Raw genomic sequence first — 21,566 nt, 5'->3', positions numbered from 1 at the left:
GCCGGAATCGTTGAACGTCTGCGCCAGCCAAGCCTCTGAAATAAACGCACCTACACATCCAGCTCTGGAGGACAGCCTCACATGAAGATTCTGATGGTCCTGACATCCCACGACCAACTCGGCGACACCGGCAAGAAAACCGGCTTCTGGCTGGAAGAGTTCGCCGCCCCTTATTACACCTTCATCGACGCCCAGGCCGAGGTCACCCTCGCCTCGCCCAAAGGCGGCCAGCCGCCACTGGACCCGAAAAGCGATGAACCCGACGCACAAACCGAAGCCACCCGCCGCTTCGCCGCTGACAGCAAAGCGCAAGCGCTACTCGCCGACACCCTGCCGCTGGGCGAGATCGACCCGTACGACTTCGATGCAGTGTTCTACCCAGGCGGCCACGGCCCACTGTGGGACCTGGCCGAAGACCTCGACTCGAAAACCCTGATCGAGGCCTTCTACGCCTCGAACAAACCGGTAGCCGCCGTGTGCCATGCCCCAGGCGTGCTGAAAAACGTCAACGCAGCTGATGGCAGCCCGGTCGTCCAGGGCAAGCGCGTGACCGGCTTCACCAACTCCGAGGAAGAAGCCGTCGGCCTGACCAAGGTGGTGCCGTTTCTGGTCGAAGACATGCTCAAGGCCAAAGGCGGCAACTACTCCAAAGCCGCCGACTGGGCCAGTTACGTGGTCGAGGACGGCAACCTGATCACCGGCCAGAACCCGGCATCGTCGGAAGCGACGGCAGAGGCGCTGCTGGCGCGACTGCGCCAGGAACAGGCTGACTGAGCCAAACGTTCGCCGCTATCGCTCAGGCGCTGGCGGCGAACTACCCTCAGCTACAAGGTCATGATCGGCCGCAACAACGCCTGGCCCTCGTACAACGCCGACAAATAGCGTTCGCGCATCTGCTCGGTGGTCATTCGCGAGGCATGGGTGGTGATGGTCAGGACCGCCTGCAACCGCCCTTCCCGATCGATCAGCGGCACGCTCAGCACGCGCATCCCCACCTCGTATTCCTGATCCAGCAACACATACCCGCGCTCGCGTGCCAGGTTGATCTGGGCGCGCACCTCTGTCTCGTCGATCAAGGTATACGGGGTAATCGCCCGCAGCGGGTTACGCGCAAAATAGCCCGCCAGCGCTTCTTCATCGAGGCTCGCCAGCCATAGCCGACCGCTGCCGGTGCAGTACATCGGCACCCGCGAGCCTGGACGGATCGACAGCGACGCGATGTGGCTGTAGCGGCTGCGTACGATATGCACGATGTCGTCGCCATCACGCACCCCGACCGAAACATGCTCCTGAGTGGTTCGCGCGACCTGCTCGACGATCGGCCGCAGCATGCGCGGCAAAACCGCCGAATCGACGTAGGCCTGGCCGATGCGTAGGGCTTTGGCAGTCAGCCAGTAATAGCGGCCATCGGTTTGCGCATAGTCGTCATGCACCAGGGTCAGCAGGAAGCGCCGGGCGGCGCTATGGGTCATGTCGGCGAGCCGCGCCGCCTCGGGCACGCTCAGGCGCGGGTGGTCCTGGGAAAACAACTGCATCAGCGCCAGGCCTTTTTGCAGCCCGACGATCAGATCGCGCGAGTGGATAGTGGGCTGCTTCATGGCGCCTGCGCTCATTAAAGGGATGAGTGCGATTATCGCATCGACAGCGCGATTATCAACCGATCTAGCGTTCACCTTGATTGTTGCTGCAAGCCGCAGCTCGCACTATCGGCTCACAACAAAGCCAACCAGCGAGTGCTGCATATGATCAAGGGATCGACCCAACTGGTCGCCATCGTCGGCTCACCTATTGCCCAGGTGAAGTCACCGGAAAACTTCAATCGCTGGTTCGCCGAGCAAGGTCAGGACACCGCCATGCTCGCCATCGACCTGCAGCACACGGCCCTTGATGGCTTTGTGACGATGCTGCGCGGCTGGCACAACCTGCGCGGATGCGTGGTCACCGTGCCCTACAAGCAGCAGCTGGCCAGCCGCCTGGACGGCCTCAGCGAACGCTCCCAGGCGCTGGGCACGGTCAATGTGATTCGCCGTGAAGCCGATGGCCGTTTACTCGGCGACATCGTCGATGGCGAGGGCTTTCTCAATGCCGCGCGCAAGCAGGGCTTCGATCCGCGCGATAAAAACGCACTGGTGATCGGCACTGGTGGCGTTGGCAGCGCCATCGCCTATTCGCTGTGCCAGGCCGGACTGATCCGGTTGGCCATCAGCGACCTCGACGGCCAGCGTGTCGAAGCGCTGGCTGAGCTGCTGCGCACCTCCTTCCCGCATATCGCCATCAGCGCCAGCCCCGCCTCGCTGGCCGAATTCGATCTGGTGGTCAACGCCTCGCCGGTGGGCATGGGCGCTACTGGCGACGGGCCGATGCCACTGCCGGTCGCGCTGATGCAGACCCTGCGCGACAGCACCCTGGTCGCCGACGTAGTCACGGCGCCGGCGCTCACGCCGTTCCTGTCGTTTGCCCGGGGCATGGGCTGCGCCATCCAGACCGGCCCGGAGATGGCGCTGGCGCAGTTGGGCAATCTCGGCAATTTCATGGGCGTGACTCCGCTGGATATCTGACCCGCAGGGTCAATCAGGTGACAGACATGAACAACAAAAATTATGACCTGATCGTGCTCGGCAGCGGCGCTGCCGGTTTCGCCGCTGCGGTAAGTGCCAGCAGCCTTGGCTTGAACGTGCTGCTGGTGGAAAAAGCCGACCGTTTTGGCGGCACTTCGGCGATTTCCGGCGGTGCGGTCTGGCTACATGACACCGACCAGGCGCGCGCCGCCGGGCTGCAGTTGCCGGCCGAGCAAATGCGCCTGTATCTGCAGCAGGTCATCGGCGCCAACTATCAGCCCGAACTGGTCGACGCCTTTATCGAACATGGCCGTGAGGCGCTGCGTTTTCTGCAACAGAACAGCGAACTCAAATACAGCCTGCGGCCGTTGTCGCCAGATTATTACCCGGACCTGCCCGGCGCGACCCAGAGCGGGCGCGCGCTGGAGATCGACGAGTACGACGGGCGCCGCCTGGGCGCGCAGTTCAGGCACCTGAAACAACCACCGGACGGCATGCTGCTGTTTGGCGGGATGATGGTCAATCGGGTCGACATCCAGCATTTTCTCAGCTGCAAGCGCTCGCTGCGTTCGCTCGGCCATTGCCTGAAACTGCTTGCGCGTTATGGCCTGGATCGTCTCAGTCACCCGCGCGGCACCCGCCTGACGGTCGGTAATGCGTTGATCGCGCGGCTGGCCACCACGGCATTTGCCAATGGTGTCGAGCTCTGGCTCGAGGCTTCGGCGCAGGCGTTGATCGTCGAGGATGGTGTGGTCAGCGGCGTGCGCATCCACTGGCGCGGCGAGGAACACGCCGTGCGCGCCCGGGGCGGGGTGCTGCTGGCCATGGGCGGCTTTGCTGCTGGCGAACACGCCGGGCAGTGGCGCCCGGCCAGTGCTGCGCCGCACTTGAGCATGTCGCCGCCAGCCAATGTCGGCGATGGCCAGCGCCTGGCGGCATCGGTGCAGGCAGCGCTGGGCGAGCAACTGGCAGCCAACTTCTTCTGGGCGCCGGTCTCGCGCCTGCGCAAGGCCGACGGCAGCGAGGAGCGCTTTCCCCACCTGGTCACCGACCGCGCCAAGCCGGGGGTGATTGCGGTCAATCAGGACGGCCAGCGCTTCGTCAACGAAGCCGACTCCTATCACAGTTTTGTCGAGGCGATGTTTGCCAACGGCGGAGCCAACGCGCCCTGCTGGCTGGTCTGTGACGGCGAGGCGCTGAACACCTACGGCCTGGGCCTGGCGCGACCGCGGCCGGTCGACAACAGCGCATTGATCGCAGCCGGCTACTTGCTGCGGGCCGATAGCCTGGCCGAGTTGGCCGCGCGGCTGGCGATCGACCCCAGCAAATTGGCGCAGACCGTACAGCGCTTCAATAACGACGCAGCGGCAGGCGTCGACCGCCAGTTCGGCAAGGGCAGCAATGCCTACAACCGCTATATGGGCGACCCGTTGCACACGCCCAACCCCTGCCTGAGGCCGCTGAACAAGCCGCCCTACTACGCCATTCGCCTGCACACCGGCGACCTCGGTTCGGCACGCGGGCTGGTCACCAACGGCCAGGCCAATGTGCTCAACGCACAGGGCGAACCGATCGCCGGGCTGTATGCCGCCGGCAACGAAATGAACTCGATCATGGCCGGTACCTATCCAGGGCCGGGCATCACCCTCGGCCCTGCCCTGACCTTTGCCTATCTGGCTGCCAAAGACATCGCCGGGCGCCTGAATGGCGCCACTGCAACCACCTCAACCCACTCAACACAGCCCTCTGGAGAGCAGCATGTTCTATGAACTACGCACCTACACCCTGAAACCGACCAAGCTGGCTGACTGGCTGGCGTTGTACAAAAGCGCTGCGCTGGAAGTACAGCAAGAGCACCTGGGCAATCTGGTCGGCTTTTTCACCACCGAAATTGGCGAGGTCAACCAGGTGGTACACCTGTGGGCCTACACCAGCCTGGATGAGCGCACCGCCCGCCGCGCAGCAATGGCGGCCGACCCGCGCTGGCTGGAGTTCGCCCGCCAGAACAAAGCGCTCGATGCGGTAGTCACGCTGGAGTCGCGCCTGCTGCGCCCGACCGATTTCTCGCCGCTGCAATAACCGCGCAGGTCCCTAAGGCTCGCGCCCGCTCGGGCGCAGCCGCTTCTTCAAGCCATTACAACGGAGGCTGCCTTGAGCGCTTTGCCGTCGAACACTGCTGCCCTGTCGGCCAGTCAAACCCTGCAATGCGATGTGCTGGTGGTCGGCTCCGGCGCCGCGGGCCTTGCTGCAGCCGTCACCGCTGCCGAGCTGGGGCTGGAGGTCATCGTGGTCGAGAAGGAGCCGGTTTTCGGCGGCACCAGCGCCTGGTCCGGGGGCTGGTTGTGGGTCCCTGGCAATCCGTTGGCGGGCGCTGATGGCGGGGCCGCCGATATCGAGCAGGCGCGGCTCTACCTGTGCAACGAATTGCATTGTGATCAGCTCGATACGCGCCTGGAGGCGTACTTGCGCCACGGCCCGGAGATGGTCGGTTTCTTCCAGCAGCACACCGAAGTGAAATTTTTCTGCGGCAGCACGATGCCTGATTTTCACGCCAGCGCGGGCCATGCCAAAGGCGGCCGCTCGGTCTGCGCCGAGCCCTATGACGGCCGCGAGCTGGGGCCGTGGATCAACAAGCTGCGGCGCCCACTCGACCTGATCAGTCCGGCCGGCATGGGCATTGCCGGCGGCGCTGACCTGAATCATCTGCTCAATGCCAGACACCGCTGGCGCTCACTGCGCTACGCCGGCATGCGCGTATTGCGCCATGCCCGAGACATGCTTTGGCATGGCCGCGGCATGCACCTGGTCAACGGCAATGCGCTGGTCGCACGCCTGCTGAAGAGCGCCCTCCAACGCGATGTGCAGCTACTTGCCGAAACCCCTGTCCGCGCATTGCTCAGCGACGGCCAGCGCGTGCTCGGAGCGACGGTTGAGCAAGGCGGGCGACGTGTCCAGGTACACGCCAGGCGCGGAGTAGTGCTGGCATGCGGCGGCTTCCCCCACGATCGCCACCGCAGCGCCCAGTTGCTCGCTCACTGTGCCGACGGCAGCGAGCACTTGAGCGCTGCACCCAAGGGCAACAGCGGTGATGGCCTGCGCCTGGGTGAAGGCGTCGGTGCGCAGGTGAGCGCCGACATGGCCCATGGCGCTGCCTGGGCACCGGTGTCGCGGGTGCCGCGTGCCGATGGCGGCTTCAGCGGCTTCGCCCACCTTATGGAACGGGCCAAGCCGGGCTTTATCGCGGTGCGGCAAAATGGCCAACGCTTCGTCAATGAGGCCGACTCCTACCACGATTTCATGTGCGCGCTGTTTGCCGCCACCGCGTCGAATGAAAGTCCGGTGGCCTGGCTGATCTGCGACCACCGCGCGCAGCGCCGCTATGGCCTCGGCTGGTCAAAGCCATGGCCGTTTCCGACCACCCCCTACGTGCGCCAAGGCTACCTGCACAAGGCGCCCACATTGGCGGCACTGGCCGGCCAGTGCGGGATCGATGGCGAGCAATTGCAAGCGACCGTGGCCCGCTTCAACCAGCATGCAGAACAGGGCCGCGACCCGCTGTTTCAACGTGGCGAATCAGCCTACAACCGAGCCCAGGGTGAACCCTTGCACGGCCCCAACCCGTCATTGGGCAGTGTCCGGCAGGGCCCGTTCTACGCGGTCAAGCTGGTGCCGGGCAGCCTTGGCACATTCACCGGGCTGGTCACCGATGCCCAGGCCCGCGTGCTCGACCAACAGCAAACGCCGATCCCTGGGCTGTTCGCGGTGGGCAATGACATGAACAGCATCATGCGCGGCTATTACCCCAGCGGCGGCATCACCCTCGGCCCCGGTATGACCTTTGGCTACCTGGCAGCGCGGATGCTGGCGGGCCAGAACCTTGGATAAACATGGCTGCAAGCCAGCACCCCTGCATGGCCAAAGGGTGTTTGGCTGTAGGCATAAGCCTGCCCTGATGCAGGCAAGATAGACAGGTTTCGTGCGTATAATGCGCGCCCCAATCTGATAAGCCTGACTGATAAGCCTGACCATGAAAAAACTGCTGTATGTCCTCGGGCTGAGCCTCGCGGTCATTTACCCCGCCTTCGCCACACCACCTGCCACCTTCACCGAAGCCAAAGTCGTCGCCAAACAGAAGATCTATCTGGACCAGGCCAGCAGCGCCATGGGCGAGCTGTACTGTGGCTGCAAATGGACCTGGGTCGGCAAGTCCGGCGGCCGCATCGACCCGGCGTCGTGCGGCTACCAGACCCGCAAGCAACAAAGCCGCGCCGAGCGTACCGAATGGGAGCACATTGTCCCGGCCTGGACCTTCGGCCACCAGCGCCAGTGCTGGAAGAACGGCGGCCGCGAAAACTGCGCCAACGACGATCCGGTGTTCAAGGCGATGGAAGCCGACCTGTTCAACCTCTACCCGGCCGTGGGTGAAGTGAATGGCGACCGCAGCAACTTCAATTACGGCATGGCCGCAAGCGTCGGCCCGCAATATGGCCAGTGCCAGACCCGCGTCGACTTCAACCAGCGCGCCGCCGAGCCGCGTGACGAGGTCAAAGGCCTGGTGGCACGCACCACCTTCTACATGTTCGATCGCTACAACCTGAACATGTCGCGGCAACAGCAACAGCTGCTGATGGCCTGGGACAAACAGCACCCGGTGACGGCCTGGGAGAAGGAACGCGACCGGCGCATCAGCGCCGTCATGGGCCATTCCAACCCGTTCGTGACCGGCGCCCGCAGCTGGACGCCGGGCTACAAGCCGGTGGCCGATGGCGTGGTCAGCAGTGTTCCGACGAAAGCAGCGCGCCCTGCTCCACAACCGTCACTGGCCAGTGCCAACACCGGCACAATCATCGGTAACCGCAACAGCCACGTCTATCACCTGCCCAGCGGCTGCCCGAGCTACAGCCAGGTCGCCAGCAAGAACCAGGTGACGTTCGACTCCGAAGCCCAGGCGCAGGCTGCCGGGTACCGCAAGGCAGGCAACTGCAAATAGCCGCTGGCTACTGCGCCAGGTGGTCCATGGCAATCTCCAGCCGGGGGTCATGGCGATACCCGGTCTGCCCTGCCGCTGGCGCGTCCTGCGTCGCTGAGGTGAGCCGCGAGTGTGAGCGATAGGCCAACGGGCTCACGCCGAGCTGGCGCTGGAAGCTACGGCGCATGCGCTCTTCATTGCCGAAGCCGCTGGTTTCGGCAATCCGCTTGATCGGCTCCTGGCTGGTCTCGAGCAAGCGGCAGGCAGCCTCGAGGCGCAAGGTCTCGACCGTCTGTGCCGGGGTGCCGCCGGTGGCTGCGGTGTAGGCGCGGGCAAAATGGCGCGGGCTCATACCGAACTTCTCGGCCAGGCGCTCGACGCGCAGATCACTGCCGAGGTTCTCGGCAATCCAGCCATGCAGGCGCACCAGGCGCTGATCACGGTCGCTACGCAGGGCATCGCTCTGCGCCTTGAGCGGTGCGCTGAGCTGGGCCTGCTCGGCCGAGCGGCGCAGAAACAGCGTGAAGTAGCGGGCCAGGGCCAGCGCAGCATGGGGGCCGAGGTCCTCCTCGACCAACGCCAGCCCTAGATCGATCCCGGCACTGGCGCCACCACAGGTCCACAGCGCGCCGTCGTGCAGGTAAAGCCCGTCGTGCTCGACGGTCAATGCCGGGTAACTGCGCTGCAGGCTCTCGGCAAACTGCCAGTGGGTGACCACCCGCCGCCCGTCGAGCAGGCCGGCAGCGGCCAAGGCAAACGCGCCGCTGCCAATCGAGCAGACGCGCCGCGCACTCGGCGCACGCCGTTGCAACCACGCAATCACCTCGGCGTCACGCTCCAGCGCGGCCACCCCCGGCCCGCCAATCACGATCAGCGTGTCCAGCACTGCCTCGGCCTCGACCTCCTGCAAAGAGCGGGTCATGACCCCAATACCGGAGATCGTCTCGACCTCGCCCCCTGCGGGCGAGGCCAACACCACCCGATACGGCGGGTTACTTGCCAACTCGCCAGCAAGTACCCGTGGCGCGGCGGCGAACACCTCCAACGGCCCGGCGGCGTTGAGCAGCAGTGCGCCGGGGAAGGCCAGCACCAGTACCGTTCGCGGCGCCGTCATGGCAGAAAACGAGGGGTGTTTGACATGGTGGGGACGAGGCCGCGTGGACATACTGAGGGCACTTTCCAATTCAAGAGCCCAGACGATGCCGACAAAATCGTTGCCTGCCAAGTACCTTGCGCGTCCCTTGGCACAGCTGTTGTTGACCAGCCTGCTGTTCGCCGCCCTGCCCGCTCAGGCAGCGTCGGTGGCCGAACTGGAGGTGGGTGACCAGAGCGGCTTGACCCAGGCCCTGCTGGCGGCAGCGGGTGAGGATCAAGGGCTGCCTTATCGCCTCGACTGGCATCCTTTTGCGGCCGGCACTGCATTGCTGGAAGCCCTGAACGCTGCGGCAGTCGATGTCGGCGTAGTCGGCAATGCTCCGCCCGTCTTCGCCCAGGCCGGCGGCTTCGATGTGCGGGTGGTAGCCGCTGCCGAAGGCGCGCAGAACAACAACGCCCTGCTGGTTCAGGGCAACTCGTCGATTAGCCAGGTAGCCGAGCTCAAGGGCAAACGGATTGCCGTGGCCAAGGGCACCAGCGGTCACTATCTGCTGCTGGCAGCGCTTGCCCAGGCCGGGTTGCGCAGCAGCGACGTCGAGCTGATCTACGCCAGCCCGGTCGATGCGCAAAACGCCTTCGCCAGCGGCAAGCTGGATGCCTGGGCGGTGTGGTATCCATTTGTCGGCCAGGCCACCTCGCGCGGTGCGCGCAAGCTGCTCGACGGCAGCCAATGGCCAGAAACCGGCCTCAACTTCACCGTCGCCAGCCTCGCGGCGCTGCAAGACCCGGTCAAGGCCGAGCTGCTTGGCGACTTCATCCAGCGCCTGGCGCGCGCGCAGGACTGGGCCACCGCGCATCCCGACGCCTGGGCCGCGCAACTGGCCACAGTCACCCGCCTGCCGTTGCCCTTGCTGCAGGAGATGCTCGCCAGCCAGCAGCTGCACTACGTGGCGCTGGACCCACGGGTGACCGACCTGCAGCAACGTCTGGCTGACCGCTTTGCCGAGGCGCGCTTGCTGCCCCGCCCGATCAAGGTCGCCGAGGCCTTCGACGACCGCTACAACCCGCTGTTGCCCCACCGCCCCTGACCTGAATCCCGCGCAGCATGCCGCACTCGTCGGCAGGGCTGCGCTCATCTGGAGAAAAGCCATGCACGCACTCGACCGCACTACCTTGCGTCGCCATGCCACCGGCCTGATCGGCATCGACGCCGAACGTTCGGCTGGCGGCTACACCCTGTTTGCGCCGCAGACCGCCGACGGCAACGTGTACCTGATCAACCTGCGCGGTGAGCAGGTACACCACTGGAAACTGCCGCAGCGACCCGGCCGCGATGCGGTGATCCTGGCCAATGGCAACCTGGGCTACAACGGCAACCACCCAGACTCGGCTGAGCTGTTCGGCGGCTGGTCGGTCTGGCATGGCGGTGCCTTCAGCGAGGTTACGCCGGACGGCGAGGTGGTCTGGGAGTACACCGACCTGGCGCACCACCACGATGCCCAATGGCTGGCCAACGGCAACCTGCTCTACACCACCGCCGAGCCACTGCCGGCAGCGTTTGCGCAGCGCATCCAGGGCGGTATCCCCGGCAGCGAGGCCGCAGGCGGGGTGATCTACGGCGATGTGGTCAAGGAGGTCGACCGCAGCGGCACGCTGGTCTGGCAATGGCGCAGTTGGGAGCACCTGGCGCCGGAAGACTACCCGCTGCACGCTTGCTTTGAGCGCTATCACTGGCCGATGACCAACGCAGTTACTCCGGGCCGCGACGGCAAGGTCATTCTCAGCCTGCGCAGCGTGTCGGCGGTGATTGCCGTGGACAAGGCCAGCGACCGCGTGCTCTGGCGCCTGGGTCACGATGTGGTAGCCCAGCAGCACTGCCCAAGTGAACTTGAGGACGGGCGCATCCTGATCTTCGACAACGGCATCTCGCGGCCACACGTGTCGATGCCGCATTCGCGGGTCATCGAAGTCGACCCGCAGACCCAGCGCATTGAATGGCAATACGCCGACAGCCCAGGCTATGCCTTCTTCACCCCGTTCATGGGCGGCGCCCAACGCCTGCATAACGGCAATACCTTGATCACCGAAGCTAACTTCGGCCGGCTGTTCGAGGTAACCCGCGCCGGCGAAGTGGTATGGGAATACATCAATCCGCACTTTGCCGCGTACCCGGACGCAGCCTCGCGTGCGTACCTGCCCGGTGAAAACAACGCGATCTTCCGCGCCCATCGCTATCAGGCCGCTGATATCCCCTGGCTGCGCGACTGAGCCAATACCCCCCAACCCTTGCGATCACGCTTACGCAAACCACGCGCAGCGAGAGGTGCCTCATCACTGGAGTTACCGATGAACCTGCGTTTTTCTCATCAGCGCCGCGCGTGCCTCTGGCCCCGGGTTATCCCCGGCCTGTTCGCGCTGGCGTGCAGCCCAAGCCATGCCGCAGAGCCGCTCGCAGCCTCGGCGCACGCCGACGACACGAGCCTGCAAACCGTTACCGTCAATGCCCGGCGCCGCGAGGAAGATGCGCAAAGCGTGCCCTCAGCGATGTCGGTGTTGTCAGCGCAGACCCTGCAGAACCAACGGTTGTACCGGCTGCAAGACCTGCAACAAGCCATGCCCAGCGTCAACGTCGCGTTCATGCATGCCCGTCAGTCGAGCCTGTCGATTCGCGGCCTGGGCAACAATCCGGCGAGCGACGGCCTCGAGGGCAGCGCCGGCATCTACCTCGACAACGTCTATCTCGGCCGACCAGGCATGGCCGTGTTCGACCTGCTCGACATCGAGCAGCTGGAGCTGCTGCGCGGCCCGCAAGGCACTTTGTTTGGCAAGAACACCACCGCCGGAGTGCTCAATATCAGCACTCGGCGGCCGACCTTCAGCCCCGAGGGCAGCGTCGCCACATCGATCGGCGAAGGCGGCTATCAGCAGACACACGCCAGCCTCGGCGGGCCATTGAGCAGCACCTTGGCAGGGCGCCTTTCGGCCTACCGCAGCGTAGAAAATGGCTACGTCGATAATCAGTTCAATGGTGAAACCCTGGGTGGCGGCACCCGCCAGGGCCTACGTGGGCAATTGCTGTTCGAACCCAACGACAGCTTCAACCTGCGCTGGATCGCCGACTACAACGAAGAAGACTCCAGCGCAGGCACGCGCTCGTTGTTCAGCACCGGGCCGACCATCAACGGCGTCAACCGCTATCAGCAGCGCGCAGCAGCCGTGGGCGCAACGTTGGCCGAGGGCCGTCGGGTCAATCTGGATGCCGAACAGAACGTGCGCGTATTTCAGGGCGGCAGCTCGCTGGAAGCCAACTGGACCCTGGCGGGTGATTACACCCTGACCTCGATCACCGCCTGGCGCTGGTGGGATTTCACCCCGCGCAACGATGACGAGCTGAACGTACCGGTGATGCGCAATGTCGGCCAGTCGGCGCGCGACCGCCAGTATTCGCAGGAGCTGCGCCTGGCCTCGCCGCGCGGGGAGGTGTTCGACTATGTAGCCGGGGCTTACTACATGCGCCAGGAAATGCGCAATGAAGTGTTCACCGACTACGGCCCGCTCGCCGACACCTGGAACGGCACGCCTCAAGGCGCCTTGAACGATGTCTCCAGCCTGGGTAAGGGACGCATCGATACCGACAGCTTTGCCTTGTTCGCCCAGGGCACCTGGCACCTGACGCCGCGTCTGGACCTGAGCGCCGGTCTGCGCGGCACTTATGAGGTCAAGCAGGCGCGGGTCAACCGTTTTGCGCCCAGCGGCGGCGCATCGGTGACGGGTGCTGCTGCCAACGTGCGCGCGGCGCGGCTGGGTGCTTACGACTCGGGCGACCTTGGCCTGTACAGTTTCAGCCCCTCGGCGCTGGTCAGCCTCGCCTACCACTTCAATGATCAGGTGATGGGATACGCGTCGTTGTCCCACGGCGAGAAGTCCGGCGGGGTCAACCTCAGCGTGGCCAGCGCGCCGGTGGCCGGCGCCGACTCGCTGTTGATTGGCAGCGAACGCGCCAACGATGCCGAGCTTGGTCTCAAGAGCAGCCTGTTCGATCAGCGCCTGCTGCTCAATGCCAACCTGTTCTGGACTGAGGTGCATGGCTACCAGACCAACGCCTACGATGATGCCAACCTCACCAGCTACCTGACCAACGCCGGGGCGGTGCGCAGCCGCGGGCTGGAGCTTGAGTCGACGTTGCTGCCGATCCGCGGTCTGACCTTGAACCTCAACGGCTCGTGGAACGACGTGCGCTATCGCGACTACGTCGACGCGCCCTGCCCGGCTGAGGTCGCCTTGCAACCGGGCGCACCGGCCTCCTGTGATCTGAGCGGGCACGCGGTGGTCGGCGCCTCGAAGTGGATCTTCAATGCCAACGGCGCCTATGAATGGCAGGCCGGGATGTTGCGGCCTTACGTCAATGCCAGCTATGCATTCCGCTCGCACGCGGTCGGCACGGTGGATGACTCGCGCTTTGCGCAGTTGCCCAGTTATGCGGTGGTCAATCTTTCGGCGGGCGTGCGCGGCGACCTCGGCGACGGCCAGTGGGACCTGTCACTGTGGCTGCGCAATGCCGGCAACAAGACCTACTACAGCACCTTGTGGAACTCACCGAACGGTGCCTACACCGGGGTGTTGGGAACACCCCGCACGCTTGGCGTCACTGGCCGCTACGACTTCTGAGCAACCGTCGCCACCTGCAGCGGGATACGCACGTTGAAGGTGGTGCCTTTGCCCGCAGTCGTCTCGACCTCGATGGTGATCGAGCATTTCACGCTGGTGTGATGCATCGCATCACAATAGACCATACCCACCGGGTACGACGCCAACAGCGCCTATCTTGATGCGTAGCGGTCCCTGTAGGAGCGGCCTAGTGTCGCGAAAGGCTCGCGCAGCGGGCCCGACATTTTGCGGTGCTGCACAAATCATGGGCCCGCTGCGCGAGCCTTTCGCGACACAAGGCCGCTCCTACACGTGCGTGTCAGCGCGGCTGCCACCGGTCGGCCTAGTATTAGTCTGCTTGCCATGTACCCACAATATGACTAATGATTTGGCATTGCCATCGGAGGCACCAGCATGCGCGCACGTTTCGTCGTGGTTTCGGCTTTACCGATCAAGGAATATCACTACCGCAGAGCGGTAGGATTTTGTACCGCGCCGTCGTGCAACGGCTTTGACTTGTATGACACTGTCGCCAAGTTGCGTTTGACCCCCACCTACGCCAAGCGCGCAGATGCCCAGGCGGAATGCGTCAGGCGTAACGAAACCGCCTGCGCTTGAGCCATTCAGGCCATCAGGGCAGGCAGCGCACGGGCCATCAAGGCTGAAGCGCTGGGGTTGAGTTGGGTCTTTTTAAGCGCAACGCGCTTGACCCATTTGCAGGCGACAATCTCGTTGCCGGGTGCGGGTTTGGCACCCTCGAACAGTTGCGTGGTAAAGATGTGATGGAGCACGCTGCCCTCTTCCAGGGTGCATAACTCCAGCAGTGCTTCGCAGTCGAGCCCAGTCTCCTCGCTCATCTCCCTTGCAGCCGCCTGAACCGGTAGCTCGCCCTGCTCGATCGCGCCGCCAGGAAAATTCCATTTGCCTCCCGACTTGCGCACCAACAGCACATTGCCTTCACGCAGGCAAATGACCGTGGCGCGGGCGCGAAGCTTAGCGGAGCCTGGCACAGGCCCCTCCAGCTTGGAGCAAATCGGTGAATGAAGCGGCTGAATCAATCATGGCAAAAACCCATCATGTAGATGGCCTATTGAGTCAGTTGTAGCTCAATTGGTTCGGCTCGTATGACTCAGCACCATCATCTGCTCTGCGCAGCATGCAGACCTGCGACGTAACCGAAGGTCATGGCCGGCCCGAGGTTGATCCCGCCTGACGGATACATGCCGCCCATGATGCTGGCCATATCGCTGCCCACTGCATACAGACCTGCAATAGCCACGCCTGCGCTGTTCAGCACCTGCGCGTTGCCGTTGGTTTTCAACCCGGCAAAGGTGCCGAAGCTGCCAGGGCGGACCTTGACCGCATAGAACGGGCCATGCTCGATCGGTGCCACGCACGGGTTGCCCTTTGTCACCAGCGGGTCACCCTGCTTGCGGTTATAGGCACTAAGCCCACGGCCAAACTCCGGATCCTCACCCTTGCGGGCATGTTCATTGAAGCTGCGCACGGTTTCGAGCAAGCCTGCCGGGTCGATCCCGCAGGCTTTCGCCAGCCCCTCGAGGGTGGCGCAGCGTTGCAGATAGCCGCTGCGCACCGACGGCCCAACCGGCAGTGGGAACGGCCGCGAATGGCCAAGACCGAAGCGGCGCTGGAAGCGATGATCGCAAATCAGCCAGGACGCAACCTCCTCACCTGCTGGCGCGGCAGCCACCATGGCTGCGGTGTAGTCGTAGTAACCGTCAGCCTCATTGACGAAGCGCTTGCCGTTGGACAGCACGCCGATCAATCCGGGCTTGGCCCGGTCGATGATATGCGGGAAGTGGCCACTGCTGCCGTCCGCATGGCGCACCAGCGACACCGGCGCCCAGGCTGCCGCTGAAGCAACGTCGAGTTCGAGCACGCCACCCACCGCCTCGCCCAGCGAAATACCATCGCCGCTGCACTGAACCGGCGGCAGGGCCAGGTGATCTTCAGGGGCCGAGGTGCGCGGGAACAGCGCTTGCCGGCGCTGCAGATCGTTGGGGAAGCCACCGGCAGCCAGCACCACCCCGCACCGCGCATGAATCTCGGTGGGCCCAGCAGGCGTCTCGACCAGCGCGCCGATCACTCTGCCCTGCTCCTGCAGCAAGCGCTGCGCCGGCGCCGACTCGATAAGCGTCACGCCCAGGTCTTCGGCTGACTTGGCCAGCCGGCCCACCAGTGCCACGCCATTGACCAGGTGCATGGCCCGGCCATGCACGGCCAGGTCGCGCAGGTGCCGGAGCATACGCTTGCTGACGTGCAGCAGTGACTTGAACGAGCGGGTCATGCTGAGGAAAGCCGACAGGTCAGCACCGGCCATGATCGGCATGCCCATGAACGAGGTCTCGCGCATGGTCGTGCGCATGCGCTTGATCAGCGGGCCCATGGCGCGCGCGTCATACGGGGCGGCGATCACCTGATGCCCCTGCGTCGCCGCGCCCGGCAAGTGCCCGTGAATATCCGGGATGCCATTGCCATCGGCCCATTGCAGCGCAGTGTTCTCTTCAAAAAACGCGACCATCTTCGGCGCATTGTCGAGAAACGCATCTACCCGCTCGGCGTTGTAGCGGTCGCCGAGCTGGTGTTTGAGGTAAGTGCGTGGATGTTGCGGGTCCTCATGGATACCGGCGCGTTTGGCCAGCGGATTGCCCGGCACCCACAACCAGCCACCGGACCACGCCGTAGCGCCGCCAAAGGATGAGTGTTTCTCTACAACAATGACCTTCAGCCCCTGCGCCGCAGCAGTGACTGCCGCCGCCAGCCCGGAGGCTCCCGAACCAATCACCAGCAGGTCGCAGTCCAGACGTCGCATGCTCATGCCTGGCCCCCCGGAGTGAGGCTTAGAGCGGTCAGGCCTGGGCTCATCAAGGCTGGCGAGCCTGGTATCAACTGCTGGATCTCTGCGACCGCGGCGATCAGCGCCGGCGCGATCTGGTGCAGCCGGGCCTCGCCAAGGCGAAAGACCGGCCCGGCAACGCTGACCACGCCGATCACCTCGTGGGTGACCGGATGATGCAATGCCACTGCGATGGCCGACATCCAGTCGGCAAAGGTCTGTACAGCCAGCGCGTATCCTTGCTCGCGCGCGGCCTGAATATTGGTCAGCAGCGCTTCCACCGTCTGTGGTGCGTTCGGACCATAATTTTGCACTTGCCCCAGACCCTGCCTGAGAATCAGGGCCAGGGCCTGCTTGTCGGTCATGCTCGCCAACCACGCATAGCCACTGGCTGAACAGGACAGCCTGGCCTCCATGCCCATGTCCGGGTCATAGCGCAGCCCGGAACGTGCGCCTTGCGCACGGGCAACCCAGGTCAGGCGCTGCTCGTCCACCACCGACAGCCGCACCAGCTCGCCGACCTCGGCCGCAAGCCGGTTGAGCACCGGTTGCACAGCATCGATCGTGCCGTCGGCGGCCAGGTGAGTAAACGCCAGCGCCTGCAGTTTGGAGGTCAGCACATAAGTGCCGCGCTCGTGCTCCTGCCGGGCATAGCCGGTGTCGCACAAAGTGCTCAGCAGCCTGTGGGTGGCGCTGCGGGGGATCTGCAGTTGCTCGGAAATGTCCGTCAGCGAGCTGCCCTCGGCGCTGCTGGCGAGCAGTTCCAGCACCGCAAGCCCGCGATCGAAGAGGCCTGCGTAGGGTGGTTCTGCGGTGCTTGCGACGTTGCTCATCAAGGTCTCCTGGTCCCGGGCTACATAAGTCAGCCCAAATGGGTTTTCTATGGCTGGAAAACTATTCCAGCAATGCAGGAGGGTCAATCAAAGGACAGCGTTAGGCGGATTAATAAGGGCGATTATCGAACGAAAGCGCCGCTTGGGCGCGCTTTTCAGGTAGTCCTCAGGGAAGAATTTGATTACAACTGGAACTCGATTCTAACCGGCGCACACCAGACCAGCGCCGCTACACAATTAGAGAGCCAAGCATGAGCGACCAGATATTCTCCCTTGCTGCCCTGACCGTACTTGAGCTGTCCCCGCCCGATATGGTCGAGGTTGCAGCGCGCGCCGGCTATAGCCATGTGGGCCTGCGCCTGGAGCCTGCAACCCCTGAAGAGCAGCACTTCCCGCTGGTAGCCGATGCGCAGTTACGGCGCCAGACCCTTCAGCGCCTGCGCGACACCGGGACCAAGGTGCTGGATATCGAGATCCTGCGGCTCAAGCCAGACACCCAGGTGCAGACGTTTCTGCCCGTGCTGGAGGCTGGCGCCGAATTTGAAGCAAGCGACCTGCTGATTGCCGGCAACGATCCGGACCCAGTGCGCACGGCAGACAATTTCGCCGCGCTGTGCGAGCTGGCCCTACCCTTCGGTATCCATGTCAATCTGGAGTTCATGCCCTGGACCGATGTGCGCAACCTGGCCGAGGCCTGGCACATCGTCGAGCAGGCTGGACGCAGCAACGGCGCGGTGTTGGTCGATGCCTTCCACTTCGATCGCTCAGGCTCGTCGCTGCAAGCACTCGCTGCCGCCAGCGCAACTGCGCCGCAGCGTCTGCGCTACGCCCAGCTGTGCGACGTGGTGGGCCCACGGCCTGCGGAGATGGCCGAGATCCTGCGCCAGGCTCGCCAGGAACGACGCTTCCCAGGGGATGGCGATTGTGACCTGCACGGTTTGCTCAGGGCACTGCCGAGCGGTATCCCGCTGAGCCTGGAGATCCCCACCCGGCAACTGATGGAGCAAGGCGTCAGTGCCTATGACCGCGCCAGACTGGCATTGGACAAGGCACGCGAGGTGCTCGCCAGCCTGCGCTGAAATTGACGCCAAGCCTGGGCTGCCGGCGGTCAACGCTTACTACGAGCGGTTGAGCACGCGGGAAGGTTTTCGCTCGCATGGGCGTAACGGCACACCGTGATCCTGCCCTGCACTCACTGCGCGGATGGTACCGCAGCCCGCGCGTGGTGCAGCAGGTTGGTCAGGTGCAGGCGCATGGCTGCACGCGCTACGTCGGCGTCCTTGCGGGCAATCGCAGCGTAGATCTGCTCACGTTCGCGCACTTGCAGCGTGCGCAACTCGCTCTCTACCGCCCGCGCTGGCGGCGCAGCACTCATCAAGGTGCTGCCGACATGGTTCATGGCATCGATGAAGAAGCTGTTGCCGGTGCACAGGGCGATCTGCAAGTCGAATTCAAAGTCGATACGGGTGCTCTGTGCACCTAGCTGCTGCAGGTCATTGGCTTCGTCCAGGGCGGCGCGAATCGTCGCCAACTGACGAGGACTCGCGCACTGGGCGGCGATCGCAGCAGCCTCCACTTCAAGGCTCAAGCGCAGTTCGATGATCGCTACGATATCGTAAGCACTGCCCTGCTGTGGCTTGCTCTCGTGAAACTGGGCAGGTCGCATACTGTCGACGACAAAAGTGCCGATGCCGCGGCGAGTTTCTACCAGGCCCTCGGCCTGCAACCGCGACATCGCTTCGCGGACCACCGTGCGGCTGACTTTGCGCTGTTCGGTGAACGCCTGTTCGGTGGGCAGTTTGCTACCCGGCGGCAGCTCGCCGGCGAGGATCTGCCGGGAAAGGTCAAGTACCAGTTGCTGGGCCAGGCTCACGCGTCGGTCAGGGGCAGCAGGGGCCATTGCTTGGATCCATTGAAATCAGACGATGGCAGCATTATACCCGCTGCTTTGCCGTGGAAACCCTTTATAATGGCGATTGTTCACACGCGAGCAGAACAATGCCGGATCAAACTTCAACCGCCCCGCAAAAGCCACGCCGCCTAGCCGAGTCGCTGGTCGAACGCTTCGCTCAGCGCATGCGCGACGGCACCCTCAAACGTGGCGACAAATTGCCCACCGAAGCCTCCATCATGGCCAGCGAAGGCGTCAGCCGTTCGGTGGTGCGCGAAGCCTTGTCGCGGATGCAGGCGGCCGGTCTGGTCGATACCCAGCACGGTGTCGGCACTTTTGTCCTCGACATGCCGGCGCCCGAAGGTTTCAACGTCGGGCCCGCCACCATCGTCCTGTTGACCGATGTGCTCGATCTTCTCGAGTTCCGCCTGAGCCTTGAAGTGCAAGCCGCCGGCATGGCTGCCGAGCGCGCGTCGGCGCAAGCGCTGGAGGAGTTGCAGCAGGCGTTGCAGGCGTTGCTGCAGGGGCCGGAGAAGTCAGGCAGCACCACCAATGCCGATTTTCAGTTCCACCTGAAAATCGCCAAGGCGGCAGGCAACCATTACCTGATCGACATCATGAAACACCTGGGCACCAAGATGATCCCGCGCACCCGGATGAACTCCGCTTACACCGGGCAGAGCAACCGCAGCACCTACCTGGCCGGGATCAACGCCGAACATCAGCAGATCTTCGACGCGATTGCCAGCCGCCAGGTGGATGCCGCGCGCGCGGCGATGTTCCTGCACCTGAGCAACAGCCGCATGCGCCTGCGCGAGGCGCAGCAGGTTCAGGCGTTCTACAGCGAGTAAGCAGATATCGGATCAGGGCTGCGCCGGCGCGGGCTCGACATCCTGAAACGCCAGCCCGTCGCTGTCTTTGACCTGCCACGGGTTGGTGCCGCCGGTTTCACTAAAGCGGATGGTGTCAAAACGTGAGTCCTTCAAACCATCGATTCTGGCCAGCGCGGGACCACTGAAGCGGACCCGTTCGAAGCTCAAGCCCTGGTGATAGGCACCATGCTGGCTGTCGCCCTTGACCTCGATTGCCGCCAGTTGCGCGTTTTCGACAGTGACATCACTGACCCGCACATCCCGGAACTGCCCGGCGATGGTCGAGCGCTGGTAGTCGAGCTTGGCGTTTGGGTCGTGGTAATCAAGGGTGAAGATGAACGCCTGCTTGACCGTGTTGCGTATCGCCGAATCGCGGAAGGTGACATTGCGCGCGCCGCCGCCCATGAAGTTGGTGCTCTTCATGCGCAGCCCGGCGTCGGTGCCATCGGAGACATTGTCCTCGGCGAGGATGTTCTCGATCCAGGCGCCGGTGTGACTGCCGGCGACGACCATGCCATGGCCCTGGCGGAAGAAGTTGTTGAAGATCCAGGCATCCTGCTGGGCCTTCTGCTTGACTGCTTCGGCACCCGTGCCGGCCGCGAAGTTGACGCAGTCATCGCCGGTATCGAAGAAGTTGTTGAACACCATCGCCCCACGGCTGTTGGCGAACTCGATGCCGTCGCCGTTGTTGGCGTCGTAGGTCTTGTGCGTGGTGTTGGCCAGCACCACGTTCTCGGTTTCCAGGTTCATGATGCCGTGGTAAGCCGGGTTGAGCACGGTGAAGCCGCCATAAAAGACGTTTTTCACATCACGCAGGGTGATCAGCGACGAGCGCATCTGGCCGTAGGCGTCCTTGACGTTCATGCCTTCGGCCACGGCGCGCTCGACCTGAGCCTTGGCCAGCAGCCCGTCGAGCATATAGCGGGTATTGTCACTGGCCAGGTACACCGGTAACGGCTGGCCGCGCTCATCGATGGCGTCGGCCTTGCGCTTCCAGCCGTTGCCGTCGATGGTGCCCTTGCCGACGATACGGATGTTTTCAAAGGCCTGGTGCTGGCGCGGATCACGTGGCAAGGCATTGATCAACGAGGCCGGGCGCACCGTGGTCGAATACGGGTACTGGATGTAACCCTCACGCGGGTAGTCTTCGGCGCGCTCGGAGCCGAGCAAGGTCGCGCCTTCGGCGATCTCCAGGGTCATGTTGCTCTTCAGGTACAGGGCGCCGCTCTTGTAGGTGCCCTTGGGCAGCAGCACCTTGCAGCCGACCGTGCAAGCATCGATGGCGCGCTGGATAGCGGCGGTATCAAGGCTGCTGCCATCGCCTTTGGCACCGTGTTTCTTCACATCGAACAACGCCGGCACGGCGGTGGTACGTTGCACAACCACCGGGCTGTCGCCTGACTCCTTGCCGTCGCGCCCCACTGATCGCACGCTGAAGCGGTATTCGGTATCGGGTTTGAGACCGTTGGCGGTAAAGCTGTGGATGGCGATGCGGTGGTGGAAGTTGCGCGTGTCCTGCTGGTAGAAGCGGTCGATGTAGGGCTTGGCGGGCGACACCTGGTCGTTGTTGGCGTTGCTGCTGCCGAGCAACTGACCATTGGCGTAGACGTGGTAGTCGCTGATGTCGGCATGACCGGCGGGTTTTTCCCAGACCAGAATGATCTGCTGATCGTCGTAGGCCAGAGTCGGCACCTGGACCTTGCTCGGCGCTTCCAGCGCCCATAGCGGCAGGCTGCAGCCCAGGCTCAGTGCGGCGAGGACCGCTTGCGCCAAGGGCTGTTTGCGGACAACGGCAATGCGTACGTACGGCATGTTTTTATCTTCCTTGTTTTTTCGTATTCAAG

19 protein-coding genes and 1 pseudogene are annotated in these 21,566 nt (G+C 64.0%); 13 read left to right on the top strand and 7 right to left on the bottom strand.

Translation table 11 applies throughout. The annotated features are described in order from the left end of the window. Positions 1–81 precede the first annotated feature (81 nt). Positions 82–774 (top strand): type 1 glutamine amidotransferase domain-containing protein, encoded by a 693-nt coding sequence (locus AC58X1_RS00995; RefSeq protein WP_103437031.1) that lies wholly within the window; start codon positions 82–84, stop codon positions 772–774. A gap of 50 nt (positions 775–824) precedes the next feature. On the opposite strand, the gene AC58X1_RS00990 is transcribed toward AC58X1_RS00995, so the two are convergent. After that, positions 825–1,598 (bottom strand): IclR family transcriptional regulator domain-containing protein, encoded by a 774-nt coding sequence (locus AC58X1_RS00990; protein ID WP_101318663.1) that lies wholly within the window; start codon positions 1,596–1,598, stop codon positions 825–827. Positions 1,599–1,742: 144 nt separating this feature from the next. On the opposite strand from AC58X1_RS00990, the gene AC58X1_RS00985 reads away from it, so the two are divergent. The 5 genes from AC58X1_RS00985 (at position 1,743) to AC58X1_RS00965 (ending at position 7,548) form a co-directional block, all read left to right on the top strand. Next, entirely contained in the window at positions 1,743–2,558 is an 816-nt protein-coding gene (locus AC58X1_RS00985) for a shikimate dehydrogenase family protein (protein WP_497428129.1), read from the top strand. A gap of 26 nt (positions 2,559–2,584) precedes the next feature. Next, entirely contained in the window at positions 2,585–4,327 is a 1,743-nt protein-coding gene (locus AC58X1_RS00980) for an FAD-dependent oxidoreductase (protein WP_497428128.1), read from the top strand. Beyond that, positions 4,317–4,637 (top strand): NIPSNAP family protein, encoded by a 321-nt coding sequence (locus AC58X1_RS00975; protein ID WP_150569518.1) that lies wholly within the window; start codon positions 4,317–4,319, stop codon positions 4,635–4,637. Before AC58X1_RS00980 ends, AC58X1_RS00975 begins: the two co-directional genes overlap by 11 nt. 72 nt (positions 4,638–4,709) lie before the next feature. Next, a complete protein-coding gene (locus AC58X1_RS00970) occupies positions 4,710–6,443 on the top strand; it encodes an FAD-dependent oxidoreductase (RefSeq protein ID WP_497428127.1) in 1,734 nt (577 codons plus the stop codon). 142 nt (positions 6,444–6,585) lie between these two features. Further along, entirely contained in the window at positions 6,586–7,548 is a 963-nt protein-coding gene (locus AC58X1_RS00965) for an endonuclease (RefSeq protein WP_101318655.1), read from the top strand. Between the two features lie 7 nt (positions 7,549–7,555). Here the strand turns inward: AC58X1_RS00965 and AC58X1_RS00960 are convergent, their stop codons facing one another. Next, positions 7,556–8,641: a GlxA family transcriptional regulator gene (locus tag AC58X1_RS00960; RefSeq protein WP_497428126.1), complete on the bottom strand. Its 1,086-nt coding sequence runs from the start codon at positions 8,639–8,641 to the stop codon at positions 7,556–7,558. Between the two features lie 85 nt (positions 8,642–8,726). Here AC58X1_RS00960 and AC58X1_RS00955 point away from each other — a divergent pair, with 85 nt between their 5' ends. The 4 genes from AC58X1_RS00955 to AC58X1_RS00940 all read left to right on the top strand — a co-directional run bounded on the left by AC58X1_RS00955 (position 8,727) and on the right by AC58X1_RS00940 (position 13,887). Next, entirely contained in the window at positions 8,727–9,710 is a 984-nt protein-coding gene (locus tag AC58X1_RS00955) for an aliphatic sulfonate ABC transporter substrate-binding protein (RefSeq protein WP_497428125.1), read from the top strand. A gap of 61 nt (positions 9,711–9,771) precedes the next feature. After that, a complete protein-coding gene (locus tag AC58X1_RS00950) occupies positions 9,772–10,890 on the top strand; it encodes an aryl-sulfate sulfotransferase (RefSeq protein WP_497428124.1) in 1,119 nt (372 codons plus the stop codon). 78 nt (positions 10,891–10,968) lie between these two features. Further along, positions 10,969–13,290: a TonB-dependent receptor gene (locus tag AC58X1_RS00945; protein ID WP_497428123.1), complete on the top strand. Its 2,322-nt coding sequence runs from the start codon at positions 10,969–10,971 to the stop codon at positions 13,288–13,290. Between the two features lie 393 nt (positions 13,291–13,683). Beyond that, positions 13,684–13,887, top strand: a complete 204-nt coding sequence (locus AC58X1_RS00940) for a hypothetical protein (protein ID WP_150572963.1) — start codon at positions 13,684–13,686, stop codon at positions 13,885–13,887. A 5-nt stretch (positions 13,888–13,892) separates the two neighbouring features. On the opposite strand, the gene AC58X1_RS00935 is transcribed toward AC58X1_RS00940, so the two are convergent. The 3 genes from AC58X1_RS00935 to AC58X1_RS00925 all read right to left on the bottom strand — a co-directional run bounded on the left by AC58X1_RS00935 (position 13,893) and on the right by AC58X1_RS00925 (position 16,959). Then, positions 13,893–14,279 carry an NUDIX hydrolase gene (locus tag AC58X1_RS00935; protein ID WP_101318643.1) on the bottom strand — a complete coding sequence of 129 codons (387 nt, stop codon included), beginning with the start codon at positions 14,277–14,279 and terminating at the stop codon, positions 13,893–13,895. A 128-nt stretch (positions 14,280–14,407) separates the two neighbouring features. Further along, a complete protein-coding gene (locus AC58X1_RS00930; RefSeq protein ID WP_497428122.1) occupies positions 14,408–16,108 on the bottom strand; it encodes an FAD-dependent oxidoreductase in 1,701 nt (566 codons plus the stop codon). Continuing rightward, positions 16,105–16,959, bottom strand: coding sequence for an IclR family transcriptional regulator (locus AC58X1_RS00925; RefSeq protein WP_181108392.1), 855 nt, complete (start codon positions 16,957–16,959; stop codon positions 16,105–16,107). The genes AC58X1_RS00930 and AC58X1_RS00925 overlap by 4 nt, the downstream gene beginning before the upstream one ends. Positions 16,960–17,210: 251 nt before the next feature. Between AC58X1_RS00925 and AC58X1_RS00920 the strand changes: the two genes are divergently transcribed. Then, positions 17,211–18,038: a sugar phosphate isomerase/epimerase family protein gene (locus tag AC58X1_RS00920; RefSeq protein WP_497428121.1), complete on the top strand. Its 828-nt coding sequence runs from the start codon at positions 17,211–17,213 to the stop codon at positions 18,036–18,038. Between the two features lie 13 nt (positions 18,039–18,051). Beyond that, positions 18,052–18,138: pseudogene (locus AC58X1_RS00915) on the top strand (glutathione S-transferase); the annotation flags it as partial. A 13-nt stretch (positions 18,139–18,151) separates the two neighbouring features. Here the strand turns inward: AC58X1_RS00915 and AC58X1_RS00910 are convergent. Then, positions 18,152–18,859, bottom strand: a complete 708-nt coding sequence (locus AC58X1_RS00910) for a FadR/GntR family transcriptional regulator (protein WP_497428120.1) — start codon at positions 18,857–18,859, stop codon at positions 18,152–18,154. A gap of 98 nt (positions 18,860–18,957) precedes the next feature. Between AC58X1_RS00910 and AC58X1_RS00905 the strand changes: the two genes are divergently transcribed. Next, on the top strand, positions 18,958–19,701 hold the full coding sequence (locus AC58X1_RS00905; protein WP_101318634.1) for a FadR/GntR family transcriptional regulator: 744 nt from the start codon (positions 18,958–18,960) through the stop codon (positions 19,699–19,701). 12 nt (positions 19,702–19,713) lie between these two features. Here the strand turns inward: AC58X1_RS00905 and AC58X1_RS00900 are convergent, their stop codons facing one another. Beyond that, the gene (locus AC58X1_RS00900) at positions 19,714–21,534 is read right to left on the bottom strand and encodes a glycosyl hydrolase family 28 protein (protein WP_497428119.1); all 1,821 of its coding nucleotides are present in this window, start codon (positions 21,532–21,534) and stop codon (positions 19,714–19,716) included. Positions 21,535–21,566 lie beyond the last annotated feature (32 nt).

The sequence above is a fragment of the Pseudomonas sp. PGPR N4 genome (assembly GCF_059693665.1).
This window is presented reverse-complemented; position numbering and strand designations above follow the sequence as displayed.

Bases quoted from the DNA above. Each gene is read 5' to 3' on its own strand.
- AC58X1_RS00940 (WP_150572963.1), top strand. From the start codon at position 13,684: ATGCGCGCACGTTTCGTCGTGGTTTCGGCTTTACCGATCAAGGAATAT.
- AC58X1_RS00900 (WP_497428119.1), bottom strand. From the start codon at position 21,534: ATGCCGTACGTACGCATTGCCGTTGTCCGCAAACAGCCCTTGGCGCAA.
- AC58X1_RS00945 (WP_497428123.1), top strand. From the start codon at position 10,969: ATGAACCTGCGTTTTTCTCATCAGCGCCGCGCGTGCCTCTGGCCCCGG.
- AC58X1_RS00920 (WP_497428121.1), top strand. From the start codon at position 17,211: ATGAGCGACCAGATATTCTCCCTTGCTGCCCTGACCGTACTTGAGCTG.
- AC58X1_RS00980 (WP_497428128.1), top strand. From the start codon at position 2,585: ATGAACAACAAAAATTATGACCTGATCGTGCTCGGCAGCGGCGCTGCC.
- AC58X1_RS00955 (WP_497428125.1), top strand. From the start codon at position 8,727: ATGCCGACAAAATCGTTGCCTGCCAAGTACCTTGCGCGTCCCTTGGCA.
- AC58X1_RS00975 (WP_150569518.1), top strand. From the start codon at position 4,317: ATGTTCTATGAACTACGCACCTACACCCTGAAACCGACCAAGCTGGCT.
- AC58X1_RS00990 (WP_101318663.1), bottom strand. From the start codon at position 1,598: ATGAAGCAGCCCACTATCCACTCGCGCGATCTGATCGTCGGGCTGCAA.
- AC58X1_RS00950 (WP_497428124.1), top strand. From the start codon at position 9,772: ATGCACGCACTCGACCGCACTACCTTGCGTCGCCATGCCACCGGCCTG.
- AC58X1_RS00965 (WP_101318655.1), top strand. From the start codon at position 6,586: ATGAAAAAACTGCTGTATGTCCTCGGGCTGAGCCTCGCGGTCATTTAC.
- AC58X1_RS00925 (WP_181108392.1), bottom strand. From the start codon at position 16,959: ATGAGCAACGTCGCAAGCACCGCAGAACCACCCTACGCAGGCCTCTTC.
- AC58X1_RS00995 (WP_103437031.1), top strand. From the start codon at position 82: ATGAAGATTCTGATGGTCCTGACATCCCACGACCAACTCGGCGACACC.
- AC58X1_RS00930 (WP_497428122.1), bottom strand. From the start codon at position 16,108: ATGAGCATGCGACGTCTGGACTGCGACCTGCTGGTGATTGGTTCGGGA.
- AC58X1_RS00985 (WP_497428129.1), top strand. From the start codon at position 1,743: ATGATCAAGGGATCGACCCAACTGGTCGCCATCGTCGGCTCACCTATT.
- AC58X1_RS00905 (WP_101318634.1), top strand. From the start codon at position 18,958: ATGCCGGATCAAACTTCAACCGCCCCGCAAAAGCCACGCCGCCTAGCC.
- AC58X1_RS00960 (WP_497428126.1), bottom strand. From the start codon at position 8,641: ATGACGGCGCCGCGAACGGTACTGGTGCTGGCCTTCCCCGGCGCACTG.
- AC58X1_RS00910 (WP_497428120.1), bottom strand. From the start codon at position 18,859: ATGGCCCCTGCTGCCCCTGACCGACGCGTGAGCCTGGCCCAGCAACTG.